General features: G+C 67.2%; 19 protein-coding genes. 13 read left to right on the top strand and 6 right to left on the bottom strand.

The genetic code is table 11. The features are described 5' to 3' along the window. Window positions 1–142 precede the first annotated feature (142 nt). Window positions 143–388, top strand: coding sequence for a DNA-binding protein (locus ACF1BH_RS04520; RefSeq protein ID WP_391640892.1), 246 nt, complete (start codon window positions 143–145; stop codon window positions 386–388). A 106-nt stretch (window positions 389–494) separates the two neighbouring features. Then, window positions 495–1457 carry a recombinase family protein gene (locus tag ACF1BH_RS04515; protein ID WP_391640891.1) on the top strand — a complete coding sequence of 321 codons (963 nt, stop codon included), beginning with the start codon at window positions 495–497 and terminating at the stop codon, window positions 1455–1457. Between the two features lie 33 nt (window positions 1458–1490). Here the strand turns inward: ACF1BH_RS04515 and ACF1BH_RS04510 are convergent, their stop codons facing one another. The 4 genes from ACF1BH_RS04510 to ACF1BH_RS04495 form a co-directional block, all read right to left on the bottom strand. Beyond that, window positions 1491–2687: a cytochrome P450 gene (locus tag ACF1BH_RS04510; RefSeq protein WP_391640890.1), complete on the bottom strand. Its 1197-nt coding sequence runs from the start codon at window positions 2685–2687 to the stop codon at window positions 1491–1493. Beyond that, window positions 2684–3853 carry an MAB_1171c family putative transporter gene (locus tag ACF1BH_RS04505; RefSeq protein ID WP_391640889.1) on the bottom strand — a complete coding sequence of 390 codons (1170 nt, stop codon included), beginning with the start codon at window positions 3851–3853 and terminating at the stop codon, window positions 2684–2686. Before ACF1BH_RS04505 ends, ACF1BH_RS04510 begins: the two co-directional genes overlap by 4 nt. Continuing rightward, complete coding sequence (locus ACF1BH_RS04500) at window positions 3850–4248, bottom strand: hypothetical protein (protein WP_391640888.1); 399 nt, start codon at window positions 4246–4248, stop codon at window positions 3850–3852. The genes ACF1BH_RS04505 and ACF1BH_RS04500 overlap by 4 nt, the downstream gene beginning before the upstream one ends. A gap of 164 nt (window positions 4249–4412) precedes the next feature. After that, a complete protein-coding gene (locus ACF1BH_RS04495; RefSeq protein WP_391640887.1) occupies window positions 4413–4919 on the bottom strand; it encodes a helix-turn-helix domain-containing protein in 507 nt (168 codons plus the stop codon). An 857-nt stretch (window positions 4920–5776) separates the two neighbouring features. Between ACF1BH_RS04495 and ACF1BH_RS04490 the strand changes: the two genes are divergently transcribed. The 5 genes from ACF1BH_RS04490 to ACF1BH_RS04470 all read left to right on the top strand — a co-directional run bounded on the left by ACF1BH_RS04490 (window position 5777) and on the right by ACF1BH_RS04470 (window position 10528). Beyond that, a complete protein-coding gene (locus ACF1BH_RS04490; RefSeq protein WP_391640886.1) occupies window positions 5777–6907 on the top strand; it encodes a ParB/RepB/Spo0J family partition protein in 1131 nt (376 codons plus the stop codon). 374 nt (window positions 6908–7281) lie between these two features. Beyond that, the gene (locus ACF1BH_RS04485; RefSeq protein ID WP_391640885.1) at window positions 7282–7689 is read left to right on the top strand and encodes a DUF488 family protein; all 408 of its coding nucleotides are present in this window, start codon (window positions 7282–7284) and stop codon (window positions 7687–7689) included. Window positions 7690–7957: 268 nt separating this feature from the next. Further along, entirely contained in the window at window positions 7958–9298 is a 1341-nt protein-coding gene (locus ACF1BH_RS04480; protein ID WP_391640884.1) for a hypothetical protein, read from the top strand. Next, window positions 9295–9636, top strand: coding sequence for a hypothetical protein (locus ACF1BH_RS04475; protein WP_391640883.1), 342 nt, complete (start codon window positions 9295–9297; stop codon window positions 9634–9636). The genes ACF1BH_RS04480 and ACF1BH_RS04475 overlap by 4 nt, the downstream gene beginning before the upstream one ends. Continuing rightward, a complete protein-coding gene (locus ACF1BH_RS04470; protein WP_391640882.1) occupies window positions 9629–10528 on the top strand; it encodes a ParB/Srx family N-terminal domain-containing protein in 900 nt (299 codons plus the stop codon). Before ACF1BH_RS04475 ends, ACF1BH_RS04470 begins: the two co-directional genes overlap by 8 nt. Window positions 10529–10545: 17 nt before the next feature. Here ACF1BH_RS04470 and ACF1BH_RS04465 read toward each other — a convergent pair whose 3' ends face one another. Further along, a complete protein-coding gene (locus ACF1BH_RS04465) occupies window positions 10546–10929 on the bottom strand; it encodes a hypothetical protein (RefSeq protein WP_391640881.1) in 384 nt (127 codons plus the stop codon). Window positions 10930–11069: 140 nt separating this feature from the next. Between ACF1BH_RS04465 and ACF1BH_RS04460 the strand changes: the two genes are divergently transcribed. The 6 genes from ACF1BH_RS04460 (at window position 11070) to ACF1BH_RS04435 (ending at window position 16599) form a co-directional block, all read left to right on the top strand. Continuing rightward, window positions 11070–11603, top strand: coding sequence for a hypothetical protein (locus ACF1BH_RS04460; protein ID WP_391640880.1), 534 nt, complete (start codon window positions 11070–11072; stop codon window positions 11601–11603). Between the two features lie 170 nt (window positions 11604–11773). Further along, the gene (locus ACF1BH_RS04455; RefSeq protein WP_391640879.1) at window positions 11774–13093 is read left to right on the top strand and encodes a terminase large subunit domain-containing protein; all 1320 of its coding nucleotides are present in this window, start codon (window positions 11774–11776) and stop codon (window positions 13091–13093) included. A 192-nt stretch (window positions 13094–13285) separates the two neighbouring features. Then, window positions 13286–13582 carry a hypothetical protein gene (locus ACF1BH_RS04450; RefSeq protein WP_391640878.1) on the top strand — a complete coding sequence of 99 codons (297 nt, stop codon included), beginning with the start codon at window positions 13286–13288 and terminating at the stop codon, window positions 13580–13582. Between the two features lie 86 nt (window positions 13583–13668). Continuing rightward, a complete protein-coding gene (locus ACF1BH_RS04445) occupies window positions 13669–15399 on the top strand; it encodes a hypothetical protein (protein WP_391640877.1) in 1731 nt (576 codons plus the stop codon). 206 nt (window positions 15400–15605) lie between these two features. After that, entirely contained in the window at window positions 15606–15761 is a 156-nt protein-coding gene (locus ACF1BH_RS04440; RefSeq protein WP_391640876.1) for a hypothetical protein, read from the top strand. A 205-nt stretch (window positions 15762–15966) separates the two neighbouring features. Continuing rightward, a complete protein-coding gene (locus ACF1BH_RS04435; protein WP_391640875.1) occupies window positions 15967–16599 on the top strand; it encodes a hypothetical protein in 633 nt (210 codons plus the stop codon). Between the two features lie 41 nt (window positions 16600–16640). On the opposite strand, the gene ACF1BH_RS04430 is transcribed toward ACF1BH_RS04435, so the two are convergent. Continuing rightward, window positions 16641–17693, bottom strand: a complete 1053-nt coding sequence (locus ACF1BH_RS04430) for a nitrilase-related carbon-nitrogen hydrolase (RefSeq protein WP_391640874.1) — start codon at window positions 17691–17693, stop codon at window positions 16641–16643. Between the last annotated feature and the right edge of the window lie 147 nt (window positions 17694–17840).

Genomic DNA, 17840 nt, shown 5'->3' with positions numbered 1-17840 from the left:
GCCCTCGCATCACCCGTGATCGGGATGCTGTCGGTTCCTTCTTTGTGATCGCGCTGCGCGATCTGTCTCGATCTTCCGGGGGCTGTCGGACAGTGTTGTATGGTCGGATTTCAGTTGGCGCGGGGAGGAGGCGACCAACGACATGACTGCGCAGGAAGAGAGCGGACGGGATTCGTCCGGAGCGATGGGGTTGAATGAGCTGCTGGCGCTCCCCGCCACGGTCAACGTGACAACTGCCGCGCGTGCTCTGGGTATTGGCCGTGACAAGGCGTACGGACTGATTCGCGCGGGAGCGTTCCCGGTGCGGACGTTGCCCGTAGGGGCCACGGTGAAGGTGCCGACCGCTGAGCTGTGGAAGGTCCTGGGAGTGGCGCGAAGCGAAGATTAATGGTAGCAAATTGCAACCTTGAGGTGTGCGTCTCTCTCTAAAAACATGTGACCTATCTTTCGCTAGACTGGGTGCACATGTAGGGGGTCGGTAGGAGGGGCGGCATATGCCAAGGTTGTACGGCTTTGAGGACATGGCGTACGGCCGGGTGCGCGAAGCGGAGGCTGAGGGCATCCGGGCCGCCGCCTCCAGGCGGCTGCTCGGCCAGCCGAACGCGGCTGTTACTGCGTGGATGAACGAGGCGGGGTACCGCACGACGCGCGGCGGGCTCTGGAAGCCCGATGTCCTGGCGAAGGTGCTCAATCACCCAGCCATCGCCGGTCTCCGGGAGGACGAGCACGGGGAACTGATCGAGACGGGCGGCCCCGCGATCATCTCGCGGGAAGACTTCGTGGCCATCCGTGCAATGCGACCGTCCAACAATCCGGACTACCACCGCGCGGCCCCGCGGGAGTACCAGACGCCAAGCAAGCTGAGTGTCTGCGGCCTGTGCGGCCACAGGCTGGGTGCCGCGCCGTCGGCGAACGGGAGCCGCGGCTACCGTTGCCCACCAGGCACAAAGGATTTTCCAGCCGGATGCGGGAAGGTCCGTATCAAGGCCGAGCCGTTTGAGATCTACATCGCTGAGAACGTGGTGGCCGAGCTGGCCAAGCCGGCAGTTGCCAAGGTGATCAGCCAGGCACGCGACGAGGTGCTTGCCGAGGCCGCGGCCTTGCGCGAAGGGGCGCGTGCCGCGCGGCAAGAGCAGAAGGCACTCGGTAACGACTACGTCCGCTCGCCGGACCTCTCGCTGGCCGCATTCCGGGCGGCCGACGCCGAGTTGAAGCGGACCATCCAGGAGAAGGAGACCAAGGCCCGGTTCCTGGAGCAGGTCAAGCATGCGCCCGTGGGGAATATCCCGGACCTGGCACGGTGGTGGACGCACGCGCCGATGAAGTCGAAGAAGGGGTTGCAGATCCTGATGCTGGAACAGGTCGCCCTGTACCCAGCCGTTTCCAAGGGCTCCCGGGCAGCGGTGGACACCGACCGGGTAGCCCTCACCTGGCGACGCTGGGGCCAGGACCAGTAGACGCCACGTTTGACCGCTCCGGGCCGACCCCTGCTACACGCCGAGGTTCACCGGGAGCGCCTGGAGAGCGCGGGAGCGGAAAGACGCTCGCCACCGGAGTTCGCCGTCCGGCGCAGCTAGGCCCAGCTTGGGGAATCGGGCGGTCAAGACATGGAGGGCGCCCTGTACCTCCATACGGGCGAGCGAGGCCCCGAGGCAGAAGTGCGGACCGTGGCCGAGGGCGAGGTGCGTTTTGTCCTCGCGGTGGATGTTGAAGTCGTCCGGGTTCGAGTAGCGGTGGGGGTCCCGATTGGCGGAGGCGAGGCAGAACAGCACGGTGTCACCGGCAGGGACGCGGGTTCCTCCGATGCGGACAGGCTCGATCGGGAAGCGACGGATGGCCATGTGGTTGGGGTGTCCCCACCGCATCAGCTCTTCTACCGCGGGGGCGAGCAGCGCAGGGTCTGAGCGGACTGCCTCCAGTTGGTCTTGGTGTTGCAGGAGGGTATGGACTCCGTTGCTTATGAGATGCTGGACGTTTTCGCTGCCAGCCATGAGGAGCAGGAAGGCGAGCGAGACCATTTCCTCCTCGGTCAGCTTGTCGTCGTGATCGCGAGCCGCGATGAGCCCGCTCAGCAGGTCGGTTCCGGGGCTCTTCCTGCGGGCGGACACCAGATCCACGAGAAAGGCGTGGATGGCTTTCACGGACTCGCTGACCTGCGTATGACTCTGCGGCACCAGCATGTTGCTCACCCATTCCGAAAAGGGGCGGCGCGCAGACTCCGGTATGTCGAGAAGGTCACCGATCACGACGAGCGGCAGGGGCACAGAGAAGTCGTTGACGAGATCGACGGATTCCGAGCCGCTGATGTGGTCAGCGATTAGGTGAGCCGCCCTCTCGACAGATTCCCGCAGTTCGTCGACGCGACGCGGAGTGAATGCCGTGGCGACAAGCCGCCGTAGGCGACGGTGGTCTTCGTGGTCCATGTTGAGCAGGTTCGCGTCGAGCGCCGGCGGAAGGGAGAAGCCGGTGTATCCCGTTCCCGCGTGGGCCTTGTCGACGGTCAGGCGCCGGTCCGTCATGCCGGCACGTACGTCGACTTCACGCAGCACCAACCAGACAGGAGAGCCGTCGGGCAACGCGATTCTGTGTACGGGGGCTGCGTCTCGCAGGCGGGCATACCCCCCGTAGGGATCGGTGAAGAACTCCGCGTTGAAGGGCTGGGGAAGGCCGGTGGGTTCGGTGGTCATGCTGTGTGCTCCTGTACGGCCGTGGCATCAACTGCCTTCTGCGCGCGGAAGGCTTTCGCGAGCTGGCGCTGGAATGCCAGTTCCTCGGCGATATCGGGCGGCTCGATCGCGCGGGGTGTGCTCGGATTCTTAGCCGGAGGCAGGTCGGCCATCTTTGCCTGGATGGCGGCGTGGAGCTGCGCTGCTTCGATTGAAGCAGCGAGGGCGCTGCCCTTCAGGCCGGCGGCCTCTCCACGCCGACGTGCTTCGGCGGCGACTTCTGGCGGTATCCAAAGACGCAGGAACCACTGGGCGTCACGGACTTCGACCATGGTGCGATAGAGGCGCGTGCGCAGATCAGTACCGGCATCCAGGGTCAGAACAGCGGTTGGAACCTGGTCGGTCAGTGAACGGTGCAGTCGCGTGAGAGTGAGATAGGCGGCGCGGCGGTCGATGCCTTCCCACACCCTGCTGATGTAGCGGCCCCAGTCGGGGAGGATCCATCCGATGGTCTTGGCAACAGTGCCGGCGATAGCCAACTGAGCCAACGGCTCCCAGGGATGGCCTGTTGCACCGAGTGCGCCGGCGACGATGTCGGCCGCCCGGCACGCGGTATAGATCAGTGCGCACGGCATAGCAATGGCGACGAGGCGCAAACCTCGGCGAAGCCAAGGGGTGGGCGCGACTTTGGAGTACCGCCAGCCCATGATGCCTACGTCTACCTGATTTACGGCATGTCCAATCAAGTACACGCTCAAATAGGCAGGGTAGTAAATGGCCTTGGTCAAGGCAAAGTCGTTTGGCTGTTCTTCCATACTGGTCGACTGGAAGAACAAGGAGACCATCAGCACCAAGATCAGGGCAAGCCCGGCCAGTCGCGGTATCGACTTTCGCCACGCAGTGCTCGGTTCGTGAGACAGGTGCAGGAGAACGAGCTGCTGGCAGGCGGCCGAGAGGATGACCGAGCTTTGCGTCAGCAGGCCACTGAAGTTAACGATTCCGACTGCTTCGCTGACAGCCGCCCACACCACTGGTGTTGACACCACGAAGGTCACTGATAAGAAGAAGAAATTCCCTATGAGGGCGAGCTGTGTGGGGGAAGAACGGCACGTGCGCAGCGTGATGATCTTGAGACCTAGGGCGAGCAGAGAAATGGCTGCGCATATGGGATAGAGGAACGCATTCATTGTTTTCTCGCCGGGGGTAGGTATTCGAGTGCAGACAAACGGGAGACGAGTTCGCGGGCTTCGGGGGGTACGGCACGCACCCGGTGTTCAGTCCAGGTGCCGATCTGTCTGCCGATGATCGATCCGACGTACTCCGCTTCACGCTCGATGTCCGTGCATGAATGATCACGACCGAGGACGCGCTGCACCATCGCGGAGTCAAGGGACGGCAGGAGGGACGCGGAGACGGAGGCGTCCATGACCTTGTGGCTCGGGTGGTCGCAGAGTATGTGCCCCACCTCGTGGTAGAAAACTTGGCGCTGGTGCACTGGGGCGAGCCGTTCCTCGTAGACGATGAAGTCTCTCGATTCGGTCTCGATCAGCAGTCCGTCTGGGCAGCCAACCGGCAGAGCCATCGGTACGACGTCAAGTTGGCGTCTGCGTAGGTCACTTAGCCGCTGGACGAGAGCGTCAGTGGTCAGATTCGCCGCGGGAAGACCGAGGGCCTGGACCCGCCTCTCACACGATGCCCTGAAGTCGTTCCGGATACCCGAAGGGGTGCGCCACCGCTTCGCCATGGCTACCTGCCGCTCTCGTCTTCGCTCACCTGCTCGTTGGGCATGCCTTGCAATGCGCCTTTGACCTTCGCTGCATTGTCGAGGATGTCCGTGATGAGGAGGGAGATCTCCTGCACGGCCGAGGGAGACCAATCCCTGTGCGTCGAGGTGCGCATGGCTACCCCTTGGAGCTGTTGGTCGCGCATCTCTTTGAGCGCCGTGAGTTCCGCGTTGACCTGGCGGAACACTTCCTCGTCGAGAAAGTAGCCGGGGCGGGCGACGCCGAGGCTGTGAGCAACCTTTACTAGTGTCTCCAGGGTGACGTTGGACCCCTCGGCCGACTCGACCTGAGCCAAGGTCCGTTGCGACACGCCCGAGCGTTCAGCCAGAGCGGCCAAGGTGAAGGGCCCCTCGGGGTGGTGGGCTCGGAGGTGGCGCAGGCGCCTGGCGACCGCGGCACGAGCGTCGCGGATCGCGTCATCACGCTCTTCGCTCGTCGGTCTTTGACTGTCTCTGGTCTCGTCGTGCATCCGTCCCGACCCCCTCGGCGAACATTCCGATGCATTACATTGCACCCGGTATGCAGCGTAGTGCAAGATCCTGGGGGCGGTTGATCTTCGGTCGCGCGCCCCGGCTCTCGGCCGCGCCAGAGGAGGGGCGGCGGCAGGGCGTGGCTTCGATGTTGATTCATCAACCATGTGTTTGTGTGGGTTGATCGGTAGGGGTGCGTGGGGGGGTCGTGAAGATCCCTCGACGAAGAGGGGGATGTCTGCGCTGCGGTCGGCGCGAGCAGGGGGTGTGGAGTGAGTGACCTGGATTTGGAGCGGGTGGCGCGTCTCGCCAGTGAGCCCCCCAATGTGATTGACGCGTCGGCGGACGCGGCGGCGCAAGCGCACGCGGTTCTCGGTGAGTTGGCCGGGTGGAGTGGAGGTGGCGAGGAGGAAGGTGAGGAGGTGTGACGGCTGTCCGTCGAAGTAGGTGACATTTTTTAAAAGCTGCGCTACGTTCATGGATGTCGGGCGGCGCACGCCGGCTCGACGGCACCAGCCCTGGCGGTGCCTTCCCTGCTCCTCGCGGGTGGTCGACCCCCCGCGCCCTGCCCGCGAGGAGCCGGCCGTCTCGGTGCGGCCGGTGGGGTGCGTGATGGGAATGGAGCCCGTCGCGGCCGTGAGGCTGCGGCGGGCTCACCTCGTTTCCAAGCGCCCCCGTCTTCGCCGACGGGTGCCCCCTCGCAAGAAGAAATTCGAGGGTGGCGGATTGAGGATTTTAATTCTCGAAATTAAAAAGAATTCCCCCTTGCTTTAGGGGTGTTTCCGAATAAGATGTAAATGTAAGAACAAAGGGGGAATTAAAAGGGATTCCCCTTGGGGATAAGGAGCGCGGGAATATGTTCGCTAGCCTCAAGATTGAAGAGATCGCCGCCAACCCCGAGCAGCCTCGGAGGTTCTTCGACGAGGCCAAGCACGAGGAGTTGAAGGGCAGCATCAAGGAGAACGGCCTCCTTCAGCCGGTCGTCGTCCGGCCGGTCGAGGGCGGTGGGGCTCCCTACATGCTGATTGCGGGCGAGCGTCGGTGGCGGGCCTGCAAGGCGCTGGAGATGGCCGCCATCCCGGCCAAGGTCATCAAGGACGCCGACGACGAGCAGGCTTACGTCCTCAGCATCGCCGAGAATGTGAACCGCGAGGACATGACCATCATGGAGGAGGCTGGCGCGTACGCCGACCTCAAGGCGGCAGGTTGGGAGCCGGTCGGGATCGCCAAGCGGTTCGGGAAGACTGAGACCCACATTGTCTGGCGGCTGGGACTGCTCACCCTGCGCGATGAGGTGGCCGATATGGTCAACGAGGGCAAGATCAAGAACAACTTGGCCTGGCACATCGCCCAGCTCAACCCGGCCAACCAGATGGTGGCAGCCATGCGGTACGTGCGCGGTGACTTCGACAGCGAGGCCGACGCCCAGCACTTCGCCAACGGCCTCAAGATGATGGAAGCGCAGACCACTCTCACCGGCGAGAAGGCGCCGACGGAGGAGGAGAAGGAGCAGCGCAAGGCGGCCAAGGCCAAGACGAAGGACGGCCTCGGCAAGGCGGAAGAGGTCCTCATTCCGCTCCTGGAGGACCTGGCGAAGAAGAAGCCCGAGGACCTGGCGGTCATCCTCGGCGACGATCTCGCCCGCCACCTGCGGGTCGTCACCCGCCTCCACGCCAAGGTCCAGATGGTCAAGAACATCCTGAGCAAGTCCCAGGGCATCCAGCGAGCCATGGAGGCCGACTTCAACAAGGCGGCTACTGAGGTCAAGCAGGAGGCGGTAGCCAAGAAGGCGGAGGCGGAGGCCAAGCCCGAGAAGCCCAAGAAGGCGGCCGAACCGCAGGCCGCCGAGAAGGGCGAGGCCAAGGCGCGGCCCGCGGTCAAGAAGACGGCCGCGAAGCCCGTCGGCCAGAAGCCCTCCGCGCGCAGCACGGCCACCAAGGCCCCGGTGCGGCGGACGCCCGCCAAGAAGGCCGAAGCGGCGAAGTAGGACTGAGATGAGGGGCGCGGCGATGGCCGCGCCCCTCTCCTCATCGCGCAGCGGGCGTGGCCTGACGCCGGGGTCGTGCCCGCTGCGCAATGAGTGCCGAAAATGTGGAATTCAGGGACCTTGATTTCGAGTGGATATGTACTCTGCCTGGCGATTTCAATAAGATATAAGTGCTGGAAATGGGAAATCTCGCAGATTGGAATTGGGGGAATGGGAGGAAATGCGGAGCGGGCCCAGGTCGGGGGCGCAGAGGGGGCTCCCTGCGCCCCCGGTGCCGCCCAGATTCACCAGGGCCCGAGCGGGCGGAATCGAAGGGATCCAGGCCCGCCGACGGCGCGCGCCCGGCCGCTGAGCAGCGCGAAAGGAGCAGCTGAGTGATCACTCTGTTCACTAATCGGTTTCAAGGATTCCGGCCCCCTCAAGGAGTGCCGGTACGGATCACCCTGGGCGGTGTCCGCTTCAAGCTCCCCTACTCCCTCACCCACTCGGTGCGGGAGCTGGCGCCACGTCGCGATTACCTCAACGCGGCGAAGCCCGAGTTCGAGAAGGCGTACCGGGCCGACCTCGACAAGCTCGGCCCCGAGCGGGTGGCGGCGCTGCTGCGGCGGATTGCAGAGGCTGAAGGGGATCACCGCCTGGTGCTGCTCTGCTTTGAGGACCTGGCCGCTCCTGGGCTGTGGTGCCACCGTCGCGTGTTTGCTACGTGGTGGAGGGAAGTGACCGGTGATGCGGTGCGGGAACTCGGGCCGGGGGGCGCATACGAACAGGGGGTCCTGGTGTAACCCCGGTGACGCCTCCCGAGGGCTTCCGGGCCGGAGGCGCCGTACCGGGGAGGACTGGCCGCGTCCATGGTTGAAGTGTCGGCGCATCTGACGTGACTGCCCTGCTTCTGAAGCTGAAGGAGGCCAGGGGGGGTGCCGGAACGAGGGCGCGGGCGTGGAGGGCGAAGTAGGTTACCTGTTTAGTATTCGTTCGGCCTTATATTGGTGAGAGGCGTGCCGGCCCGGCTACTCCGGGCCGGGCGTTGCCGTGTCGTGCAGGAGGCGAACGATGTTCCAGGGCACCATCCCCGGCCCCATGCGCGCGATAGTGCGCGAGGCAGCCGGGCAGTGGCCGCGCGGCCCGGTCTACGTCCCGTGCTGCGGCAACTTCACCATCGAGCGGTCACTCGCCGGGATGGGCTTCGCCCTCCACTCCTCGGACGTGTCCATCTACACCACCGCCATCGGCCGGTGGCTCACACGACAACCGGCCGGGATCCAACTCCGGGAAGAGAGCCGTGACGAACTGGGCTGGCTAGAGGGATCGTTGGACGATGGCGCTGGCACCGTCGCGACGATGATGCTGGGCACACGGTTCCTCGGGAGCGTCGGCCGCGGGGGGCTGTGGCACCAGCGAGTAGTGCGCTCCTACCGGGATCAATGGGCAGCCCAGCACGCACAGACGGTCGAGCGGCTATCCGGCTCGGACGTCCACCTGGACTCCTACGAGGTAGAAGACGTCCGGTCCTGGCTCCGGAAGGTGCCCAAGGACGCTCCGGTATGCTCCTTCCCTCCCTTCTACGGCGGCGGCTACGAGAAGCTGTACGAGCCGCTGAACACCCACTTCACGTGGGACGCGCCGGAGTACGAGCCGCTGTCGGACGCCGACGTTGTCGATGTGCTCGGCGCGATTACCGACCGGCCGTACTGGCTCACAGCCTCCAACCACGACGTGCCGGAACTACAGCCCTACCTACGTGGCGTCATCAAGGCAACGCCGCGCGCAGCCCCCTTCTACGTCTACGCCTCCGCCGCTCCGACGAGGATCGTCGCGCCCCGCCAGCCGATCGAGCAGGTCAAGGCGCCCCGGCTCCGGCGAGGCGAAGAAGTCACTGGCCCGTTGAAGCTCGCAATGCTCAAGCCGGGCGAGTTCAACGCCCTGCGCTCCCGGTACCTGAACCCCCGGATCGCGCCGGGAGCAGCGAACCTCACGGTAGCGGTGAAGGACGGTGCTGGCCGCATCATCGGCGTGTTCGCCATGGCACCGAGCAGCTACACGCCCGACGAGACATACCTGCTGTCCGACTTCGCGGTCGCGCCGACAGACTACCCCCGGCTGTCGAAGCTGGTCGTCCTCGCGGCCATCAGCCTCGAAGCGCAACTGCTGTGCCAGCGAGCGTTCTCCCGGCGCATCAGGGCGGTGTCCACGACGGCATTCAGCAACAACCCAGTGTCGATGAAGTACCGCGGGCTGCTGCGGCTGACCAAGCGCGGCCCGTCGAACGAGGACGGCTGGCAGTACCAGCTTCAGTACCAAGGAGCCATGGGCGCCCACACCCTCGAACAGGCGTGGAACACCTGGCGCGCTAAGTGGGGCAAGCGCGCCGCCGAACTCAAGGAGAAGCGATGACCGGAATCCGAGCTGGCCAGTTCTACACGGCCTGTGACCCCCGACAGAACGGATTGCGCATCGTCGTGCGTTCCTACGTTCCAGGGGACGGCCGAGTTCTCATCGAGACGGCCGAGGACGGCAGGACCAAGCGGCCGCGCTGGATATCGGCACGTGCGCTGCACCCCTCCGCTCAGACCGCCACCGGTGCCGACCGCCGCACTGGTTATGCCCTGGTGTCGCGGTGGGCCGCGTGGGGGTGTGTGGATGAGGACGGTGAGGAGTACGCGGAGCACCACTTCGGCGACGAGGACGAGTGCTCCCGCTGTGGCGCCGAGGTGGTGGCCCGCCGTGGCTGAACGCCTAGAGCCCCCGAAGTACGTCGAGGGCGACCCGCGGACGCTGACCCTGCTCGACGTGAACGCGCGGTACATGCCGTACGAGCAGTTCCGGCAGCTGGTCACCAACATCGAACGGGACGGCTGCCTCACCTCGGCGCCGCTGGTGTGGAACGACACGGAGAGCGCCCGGCGCATCGTTCTCTCCGGCAACCACCGCACCATGGCGGCGATCGAGGCCGGCCTGGAGAGAATCGGCTGGCTGGAGATATCCGAGCCCCTGCCGAGGCAGCGCCAGATCGCGCTTCAGCTCTCCCACAACGCCATCTCCGGCCAGGACGATCCGGCGACGCTCAAGGAGCTGTACGAGGAGCTGGAGTCGGTGGAGTGGAGGCAGTACACCGGCCTGGATGACAAGACGCTGGACCTCTTGGAGAAGGTCGATGTCGCCGCGCTGGGCGAGGCGAATTTGGATTTCGCCAGCGTGCAGTTCATGTTCCTGCCCGACGAACTGGAACGCGCGCGGAACGCGTTCGACGCTGCCCGGGCGATGGCGACGGCCGATGAGCGGTGGGTGGCCGGGCTGGAGCAGTACGAGCCGGTGCTCGATGCGCTGGAGACCTCCCGGGCCGCATACAAGATCGGCAACTCCGCGACGGCGCTCGGCGTGATCCTCGCCGTGTTCGAGCGGCACCTGGGCGAGCTGGCCGAGGGCTGGTTCGACGCGGCCACCGGGGAGCCGCTCCGGGCGGGTGTGGCTCCCCTGGAGACGGTGTTCGGAGTGAGGGACGTGCCCGTGGAGACGGCGGCTGCGGTACGGGCGGCCATCGACCGGATGGTGCAGGAGGGGACGGTGCCGGCGGGCGAGCCGTGGCGTGTGCTGGACGTCCTTGCGCGCTCGATCACGCCGTGAGGCAGTCTCTCGGCCGCCTACGCCGTGTCTGCGGTGGAGGTGCTGCTGCGGTCGAGACGGCGGACGAGCCCGGCGTCCGCGAGGGCGATGAGGTCCTGGCGGGCAGCCGCAGCATCGAGAGGTCGGATGCCCTCGGCCCGGATCCCGAGCACCTTGTATGTGGCCAGCGCCCGTTTGCTGTCCCATGTGCCGCCGTTGCTTCGCCTCATGGTGAGGAGCTGCGTGGCGCGTGGCGCGTCCTGCGGTGGTACGGACACAGGTTGGGTGTCCGGCTCGGACAGGGCCAGTACGGCATGCGTGAGGGTTGTCAGGAGGTAGTCGGTCCGGTCACCGCCTTCTGCTTCCTGGGCGGAGCGCAGTGCGTCGAAGGCGGCCTGCCGCGGGCTGGCGGGGTGAGTCACGTTGTATCCCTTTGCGCGCGGGGGTGCTATGGCCATTGTGCTGCATGGCGATTGCCGCAGCAGTCGTTGCCCGCGTGGTGGCTGTCTAGTCTTGAGCAGGCGGAATGGCTGTTGGCGCTGGGGAGAAGGAAGGCTAACCGGTGGTTGACCGGGGAGTCGTCGATCCCTGGGAGCGGCAGAGCGAGTCGGTCCAGGCGTTCGAGGCGTTCGCCGTGTACCGCGATCTCGGTCCGGCGCGCAGTGTCACGAAGGTGGCACGGGAGTTGGATAAATCCCGTGCGCTGGTGGGCCGGTGGTCGCGGCAGTACGCGTGGGTGATGCGTGCGGCGGCGTACGACCGGGAGCAGGACCGGCTGTTCGTCGCGGAGCAGGCGCAGGCGCGGCGGGATATCGCCCGCAGGCACGCGAAGTTGGCGCAGGCCGTGCAGAGCAAGGCCATCGCGCGGCTCCAGACGCTCGACCCGCGGGAGCTGTCGCCGGGCGAGCTGTTGCGGTACGTCCAGGTCGCGGCGGAGATCGAGCGGCGGGCGGTGGGTGAGGCACCGGCGGTCGGCGCGGTCGAGGAGCAGGACCAGGGCGCGGACGTGGCCTCGTTGTCGGACGAGGAGCGGCGGGCCCGGATGGACCAGTTGCGCCGGGAGTTGGAGCGGCGACTGTCGGAGGACGGGCGGTGAGCCGGGGCCGGGCCAAGCGCCGGGAGATCGAAGGCTTCGCGGATCCGTCGGTGATGAGCGCCGAGCAGTTGAGGGCCGAGGTCGTGGCCCTTGTTCGGGCTGATGAGCTGTCGGCGCGACGGTGGGCGTGCGAGGTTCCGGATTGTGATGGTTTGCCCCATGAAGGGTGGTTGCATCACCATGCCCGTGCGGCGCAGCGGCGGCCGTTGTGGCTGTGGACGGTGTGGATGCTGCTCACCGGCCGTGGCTGGGGCAAGAGCCGGACGGCGGCGGAGGCAGTGCGGGAGTGGGCGCGGACGCCGGGGATTCAGATCGCGGTGGTGGCGAGGAACGCCACCTTGGTGAGGGACATCTGCTTCGAGTCCCCGAAGTCCGGGCTGCTGTCGGTGTTCCCGCCGGAGGAGATCGCGAAGTACAACTCCTCACTCGGTGAGACGACGCTCCGGCTGAAGAACGGCACCGTCATCCGGGGGTTCGGCGCGGAGACGCCCGACAACTTGCGTGGCTGGGCCTTCGACAAGGCGTGGCTGGACGAGTACGCCGCCTGGAACCGGATGACGGCACAGGCGGTGTACGACATGCTGTGGTTCTGCCTGCGTGAGGCAGACACCCCGCAGGCCGTGATCTCCACGACGCCGAAGCCGCTTCCTCACGTCAAGCGGCTGGTCGAGCGCGGCCGGGCGCAGGAGAAGGCGCACCGGGAGGGCGGGGCTCCTCCGCGGGTGGTCTTGACCCGCGGGCACATGCGGGAGAACGACGCGAACCTGAGCATGGCGGCCCGCGAGGAACTGGAGGAGGAGTACGCCGGCACCCGGCTGGGGCGGCAGGAGCTGTCCGGGGAGCTACTCGAGGATGTGGAGGGCGCGCTGTGGAAGGGCTGGATGCTGGAGGTCGAGGGCTTCCGGTCCAGGCCCGAGCATCTGCCGGACCTTCAGCGGGTGGTAGTTGCCGTGGACCCGGCCACGAAGTCCCACGAGAACGCGGACATGACGGCGTTCACGGTGGCCGGGCGCGGGTTCCCGGTGGAGACGATGTTCGGGGACGACCGACCCCGCGGGTATCTGCTGCACTGCGAGCAGGACCGGCACACGCCGACGCAGGCCATGAGGCGGGCCGCCGAGCTGTACCACGAGCACCGTGCGGACTGTGTGGTCATCGAGGCGAACAACGGCGGCGACTACCTGCCCGCGCTCCTGGAGCAGGTGGATCCGACGGTGAACTGGCGAATCGTTCACGCGACGCGGGGGAAGCGGGCGCGGGCGGCTCCTGCGGCACAGCTGTACGAGCAGGCGAGGGTGTCGCATGTCGGTCCGGCCCGGCTGTTTGCGGAGCTGGAGGAGCAGATGACGACGTTCGTCGGTCAGGGGGAGACGGAGGACTCTCCGGACCTGTTGGACTCGGCTGTGTGGGCGTTGTGGGACTTGTTCTTGGACCCGGCGATGCCGTCGCCACGGGGCGGGGATGATCGGCGGTTGAGTGGTCGGCGGTGAGGCTGTGATGGCCGCCGGGCAGCCTCCGGCATGAGCTTCCTCGTCGGGCGGACGCGGACTCTATTTCGTTATAGGGGAGTTGGGGTGGCGCGGCCTGCGGGCGTTTCCCTATTGTGCGCCCGCAGGTGAGCGGCGATCGGACCGCTCCGAGGCGAAGGGACAACTGTGGGCTGCCCTACGGACGGCAAGCTGGTGCGGGATGAGATTCCTCGGCTGCTCCGGGAGGACGGAGCGGACCCTCACATCTATGCCGCAGGCCCTGAGGAGTATCGCTGGAGGCTGCGGCGCAAGCTCGGCGAGGAAGTCGTCGAGTTCTTCGCTGCGGACGATGACGCGGCGCCCGAGGAGCTTGCGGACGTGATGGAGGTCGTGCTCGCGCTCGCTGAGGACCTTGGGGTCGGCGCGGCTCAGCTGGAGAAGATCCGCGAGGCCAAAGCGCGTGAGCGAGGCGGGTTCAGGGACAGGGCTGTGTGGATGGGCAACCGCTGAGCGCGTGGTGAGTTGCGCCGGGAGACTGGCGGGGCGTGTGAGAGCGGCCGATAGGCTGGCGGTGGCGCGGGGGCGACCTTCCTGGAGTGGATGTGGGCCTGCGCCAACTCGTGATCGATGCCTGGTCATGGCTGAACTACAAGCCGGTCCTCGCTGAAGCCGGCCGCCCGGGAAGCCGGGCCTTTCCGGAACTCGCCGCGTCATGGCTGCCGCCTCACGAGGTACGGCGTCTGGCGGCGTACAAGGTGTTGGCGGCGTACGACAACAACCAGGCCGGTCAGATCGCTGCCGCCGGTGGCGATGAGGCGGCGGTGGAGCGGCGGGAGTTGGGTGACGCCGCGAACCTGGTGGATACCGCGTTGGCGTATCTGCTCGGTGCGGAGCAGAAGATCGTGGTGGAGGGCGCCGAGCACGCGGAGGAGGAGGCGCCTCCTGCCGGTGCGATGGAGGCAGCAGCCGCCCAGGACCGGCTGAGGATGTGGGCGGGCAAGGAGCTGCTGTCGTTCCGGATGCAGCAGGCGGAACGTTCGGCGGTGCTGCTCGGGGATGGCGTGATGGTGGTGGCCTGGGACCCGAAGCGGCAGCGGCCGACGCTGCGGGTGGAGGATCCGGGGTTCTTCTTCCCGCAGTGGGACGACGAGGAAGACGATGATTTCCCCTCCCGGGTGCATCTGGCGTGGGAGCTGCCGGAGGATCCCGCGGCGGGGGTGAAGGCAAGGGTGCGGCGGGTGACCTACGAACTCGGGCCGATCGACGGGGGCGGGGGGCGGGTGTATCCGTGGGATCCGGGGCGGCCGTCGAACGTGACGTGTTATCTGACGGATGCGGAGTGGCTGCTGGAGGACATCTCCCGCGGGCAGACGCTGGACCACCTCCCGATGAACAAGGCGTCGTTCCGGGTGCGGCCGGACGGCACGGAGCTGAACCGGCTCGACTTGATGATCGACTTCGTGCCGGTGGTGCATCTGGCGAACACCATCCCGCCGGCCGGGGAGCACTGGGGGCGTCCGGCGCTGGCCCGGGTTCTTCAGGGCCTGGATGAGCTGGCGGCCACGGACTCCGACGGGTCGGCGGCGTCGGCGACGACGGGTACGCCGATCATCGGGCTGGCGGGCGCGCGGCTGCCGGTGGACCGGGTGACGGGCCGTCCGGAGAAGCTGAAGGTGGAGGCCGGGGCGGTGTGGCAGCTCGGTGAGAGCGGCCGGATGGATGCGCTGGATACGTCGGGGCAGTTGGCGGAGCTGCGGGCGCGTGTGGAGCACCTGCTGGACCGGATCGCGGCGAACAGCGGTGTCACGGCCGCCGGTCTGGGCACGCTGGATGCCTCGAAGGTGCCGTCGGGGTACGCGTTGAAGCTGGCGCTTGGGCCGTTGGACGCGCTGGTGGCGATGATGCGGTTGGCGCGGGAGCATAAGTACCGGGTGCTGCTGAAGATGGTGCAGCGTCTCTACCAGGCGGGCCAGGGCGAGGGGTGGGCGGCGGGGGAATCGTTCCCGGCGAGGCTGTCGTGGGCGCCGCACACTCCGACCGATCGTGCCGCGGTCCTGGAGGAGGTCGTCACCGGCTTCGGGGCGGGGGTGCTGTCGTTGGAGACGGCGGTGGCGATGCTCACCGAGGCGGGCTACCCCATCAAGGACGCGGCGCAGGAGGTGGACCGTATCCGGGCGGCCGCCGAGCAATCCGCCCTGGAGGGGATGCAGCCGGAGGAGGCGGGTGCCGGGGGTGAGGCGGGAGTCGAGCAGGAGGAGCCCGGGGCCCCCGGTGCGGGCGAAGGTGGGGGCGGCGCGTTCGGCTTCGTCGCACCTCGTGGCCGGTGAGTGACTTCCTCGCCGTCCGTAGGCGGTGTGGGTGGGTGTCGTGGGCTGGTGTGGAGGTGTTGCGCGGGTAGCTGAGCCGGCAGGGGGCGGACGGAGAGCGGCGCCCGTGCGGTTTTCGGGGTGCGGTGGGGGGCGCGCCGGCTGACCATGGCCCTATGAAGAGAACCGTTGTCGTATATCCGGTGTCGCGGACAGGCGGCCGTCGGGTGACGGTCGACGGGGAAATTCTGGGTCTGGCGTACAGCCTGCTGGATGTGGAGGAGTTTCTGCGGCGCGCGGGCGCAGAGGATCCGGACGCGGTGCTGGCGACGGAGCAGGGAGTCGTCGAGTGGCGCGGCGGTGGCCCGGACGAGTGGGCCTGAGCCGGTGCTGCTTGTGAGGGTCGATGTCCCCTGGGGGTGAACTTTGCGGGGGCGAGGTTCCTAGCAGGGCGGCTTCCGCCAGGCTGGGGGTGTGAATGCGGAAGGTGTTGTTGCTGTGGTTGGCGCCGTGGCCGCCCTGTGTGGCCCGGTGGTGTCGTGGTGCATCGATCGGTGTAGTGGGCGCCGGGCCCGTGACTTGGTGCTGGTGCAGGAGGCTGTGGAGCAGCGGGCCCGCGAGCAGGAGGCGTATGAGGCGTTCGCTGATGCCGTGCGCGGCTTCGATCGTGTGCTGGAGGGCCTTCCGGACCTCGGCGTGGTGGAGCGGAAGACGGAGCTGGATGCGGCGTTCACGTTGGTGAGGCGGGCGCACAGCGCGGTGACGATCCGGGGTGCGTCCGACGTCGTTGTGCTGGCGGATGACGTATACGCGCAGTGTGCGGGTATGGAGCGGTGGGCGTTGCGGGCGGCGGCGGTGCGATCGGCACTGCGGGCATTGGAGAGGCAGTGGTGCCCGGGGACGGAGGGCCGGTGTGAAGGCGATCCGGAGCGGTGCACCTACGATCCGCACAACAGTGCGATTGTCGCGCACGCGATGGTGGAGTCCTGGGGCGGCCGGGACGAGTTGGATCAGGCGGAGGACCGGAGCTTGTTGGAGTTCTGCCTGGAGGAGAGCGGGGCGCTCTCCGAGGAGCAGCTGGTGGCACTGCGGCAGGAGCTGAACCGGGCCTCGTCCTGGGATCTGCTGCTCGGTTACGGACGCCGCCGCCCGGCGGGGCGGCTGCGCGAGGCGTTGGCGGCGTTCGTCAGCGGGAGCCGCCGGGAGCCGAGCGTCGCCTGATCCACCGGGCGCTGCCGGCCCGTCGGCTGGCTGGTGAAGGGTCAGCGCCAGATGCCGCGTGTGTGCATCAGCTTGATCTGGGGGCGGGTGACGTGTTCGCGGTAGTCGTCGTGGTGGTACGGCGGGCGGTCGGAGTAGAGATTCGCTGGGTAGATGGGCTGGTCGTACAGGGGGCGGTACAGCTCGACGCGTAGGTCCTTGGTCCAGTTCGTCCAGGTGGCGGTGGAGCGGTGGGCGCGGAGGGCGGTGAGGTCGATGGTGGCGGTGACGAAGGTGGCGACGCCGCCGTGGTCGACGTGTCCGGCGGTGTGGCCGGTGTAGTCGGTGATGGTGGAGTGGCCGCCGAAGAAGTCGGTGCGGGGCCCGTCGGTGCCGGTGTAGGAGGCGGGGTTGGGGGCGAGGACGTACATGGTGTTGTCGAGGGCGCGGGCCCGGTTTTGGACGTCGAAGGCGTCGGAGGCGACGCCGGGCAGCGGGTAGCTGGTGCGGTAGGCGATCTCGCAGCCGCTCAGGGCCAGGCCGCGGGCGTTTTCGGGGAAGGACGCTTCGTTGGCCATCATCACGCCGAGGCGGCCGATGGCGGTGTGAGCGACGGGCCAGTACGCGTCGGGTCCGTTGCCGTTGAGGCGGGTCCACTGGGTGAGGACGTCGTGGGGGCTGAGGCTGGTCTCCATTCCCGGGAGCGGGTTGAGCTTGTAGTGGCGCAGGATGATCTCGCCGTTCGGGTTGATGGCGAAGCCGACGTTGAAGTACCGGTCGGGGAAGGCGGGGTGGAGGGCCTTGGCCTGGGCCATGATGTACACGTCGAACTCGGCGGCCCAGCGTGCGAGTTCTTGGGTTTCGGCGCCGGGGATCTGGATGGCGCAGGTGCGGGCGTAGGCGGCGTGGTCGAGGTCGTGGATCTCGTCGCCGAAGCCCTGGAGGGCGCCTTCGGGGAGGGCGACGAGGCGGACGGGGTGGTCGAGGCCGCCCATCGCGACGGCGGTGCGGGTGAGGCCGTAGAGGTGGTCGAGGTTGGTGGCGATGTCGTCGCGGCTTTGGATCTCGGTGATCTCGGGGATGAGGCCGACGGTGGTGTAGGGGGCGATCGTCATGTGCTGCTCCTTTCGGCGTCCGGCCATGCTGGGGGCGCGGTCGGACAGGGGGCCGGCAAGACGGGGCCCTGTTGTCGGATCTCCTGGTTGTATGGCTATTCACTCCCTGGTGGGGAGTGCGTGCGGTAGACGCATCGAGGTGCTGAT

The organism is Streptomyces sp. NPDC014733 (assembly GCF_043083385.1).
GTDB lineage: Bacteria > Actinomycetota > Actinomycetes > Streptomycetales > Streptomycetaceae > Streptomyces.
Note: the sequence above shows the minus strand (reverse complement) of the source record. Positions and strands in the feature narration are given on the sequence as shown.

What these genes read in the sequence shown, in the direction of transcription:
- ACF1BH_RS04520 (WP_391640892.1), top strand. Translation starts at nt 143, where the DNA reads ATGACTGCGCAGGAAGAGAGCGGACGGGATTCGTCCGGAGCGATGGGG.
- ACF1BH_RS04515 (WP_391640891.1), top strand. Translation starts at nt 495, where the DNA reads ATGCCAAGGTTGTACGGCTTTGAGGACATGGCGTACGGCCGGGTGCGC.
- ACF1BH_RS04510 (WP_391640890.1), bottom strand. Translation starts at nt 2,687, where the DNA reads ATGACCACCGAACCCACCGGCCTTCCCCAGCCCTTCAACGCGGAGTTC.
- ACF1BH_RS04505 (WP_391640889.1), bottom strand. Translation starts at nt 3,853, where the DNA reads ATGAATGCGTTCCTCTATCCCATATGCGCAGCCATTTCTCTGCTCGCC.
- ACF1BH_RS04500 (WP_391640888.1), bottom strand. Translation starts at nt 4,248, where the DNA reads ATGGCTCTGCCGGTTGGCTGCCCAGACGGACTGCTGATCGAGACCGAA.
- ACF1BH_RS04495 (WP_391640887.1), bottom strand. Translation starts at nt 4,919, where the DNA reads ATGCACGACGAGACCAGAGACAGTCAAAGACCGACGAGCGAAGAGCGT.
- ACF1BH_RS04490 (WP_391640886.1), top strand. Translation starts at nt 5,777, where the DNA reads ATGTTCGCTAGCCTCAAGATTGAAGAGATCGCCGCCAACCCCGAGCAG.
- ACF1BH_RS04480 (WP_391640884.1), top strand. Translation starts at nt 7,958, where the DNA reads ATGTTCCAGGGCACCATCCCCGGCCCCATGCGCGCGATAGTGCGCGAG.
- ACF1BH_RS04475 (WP_391640883.1), top strand. Translation starts at nt 9,295, where the DNA reads ATGACCGGAATCCGAGCTGGCCAGTTCTACACGGCCTGTGACCCCCGA.
- ACF1BH_RS04430 (WP_391640874.1), bottom strand. Translation starts at nt 17,693, where the DNA reads ATGACGATCGCCCCCTACACCACCGTCGGCCTCATCCCCGAGATCACC.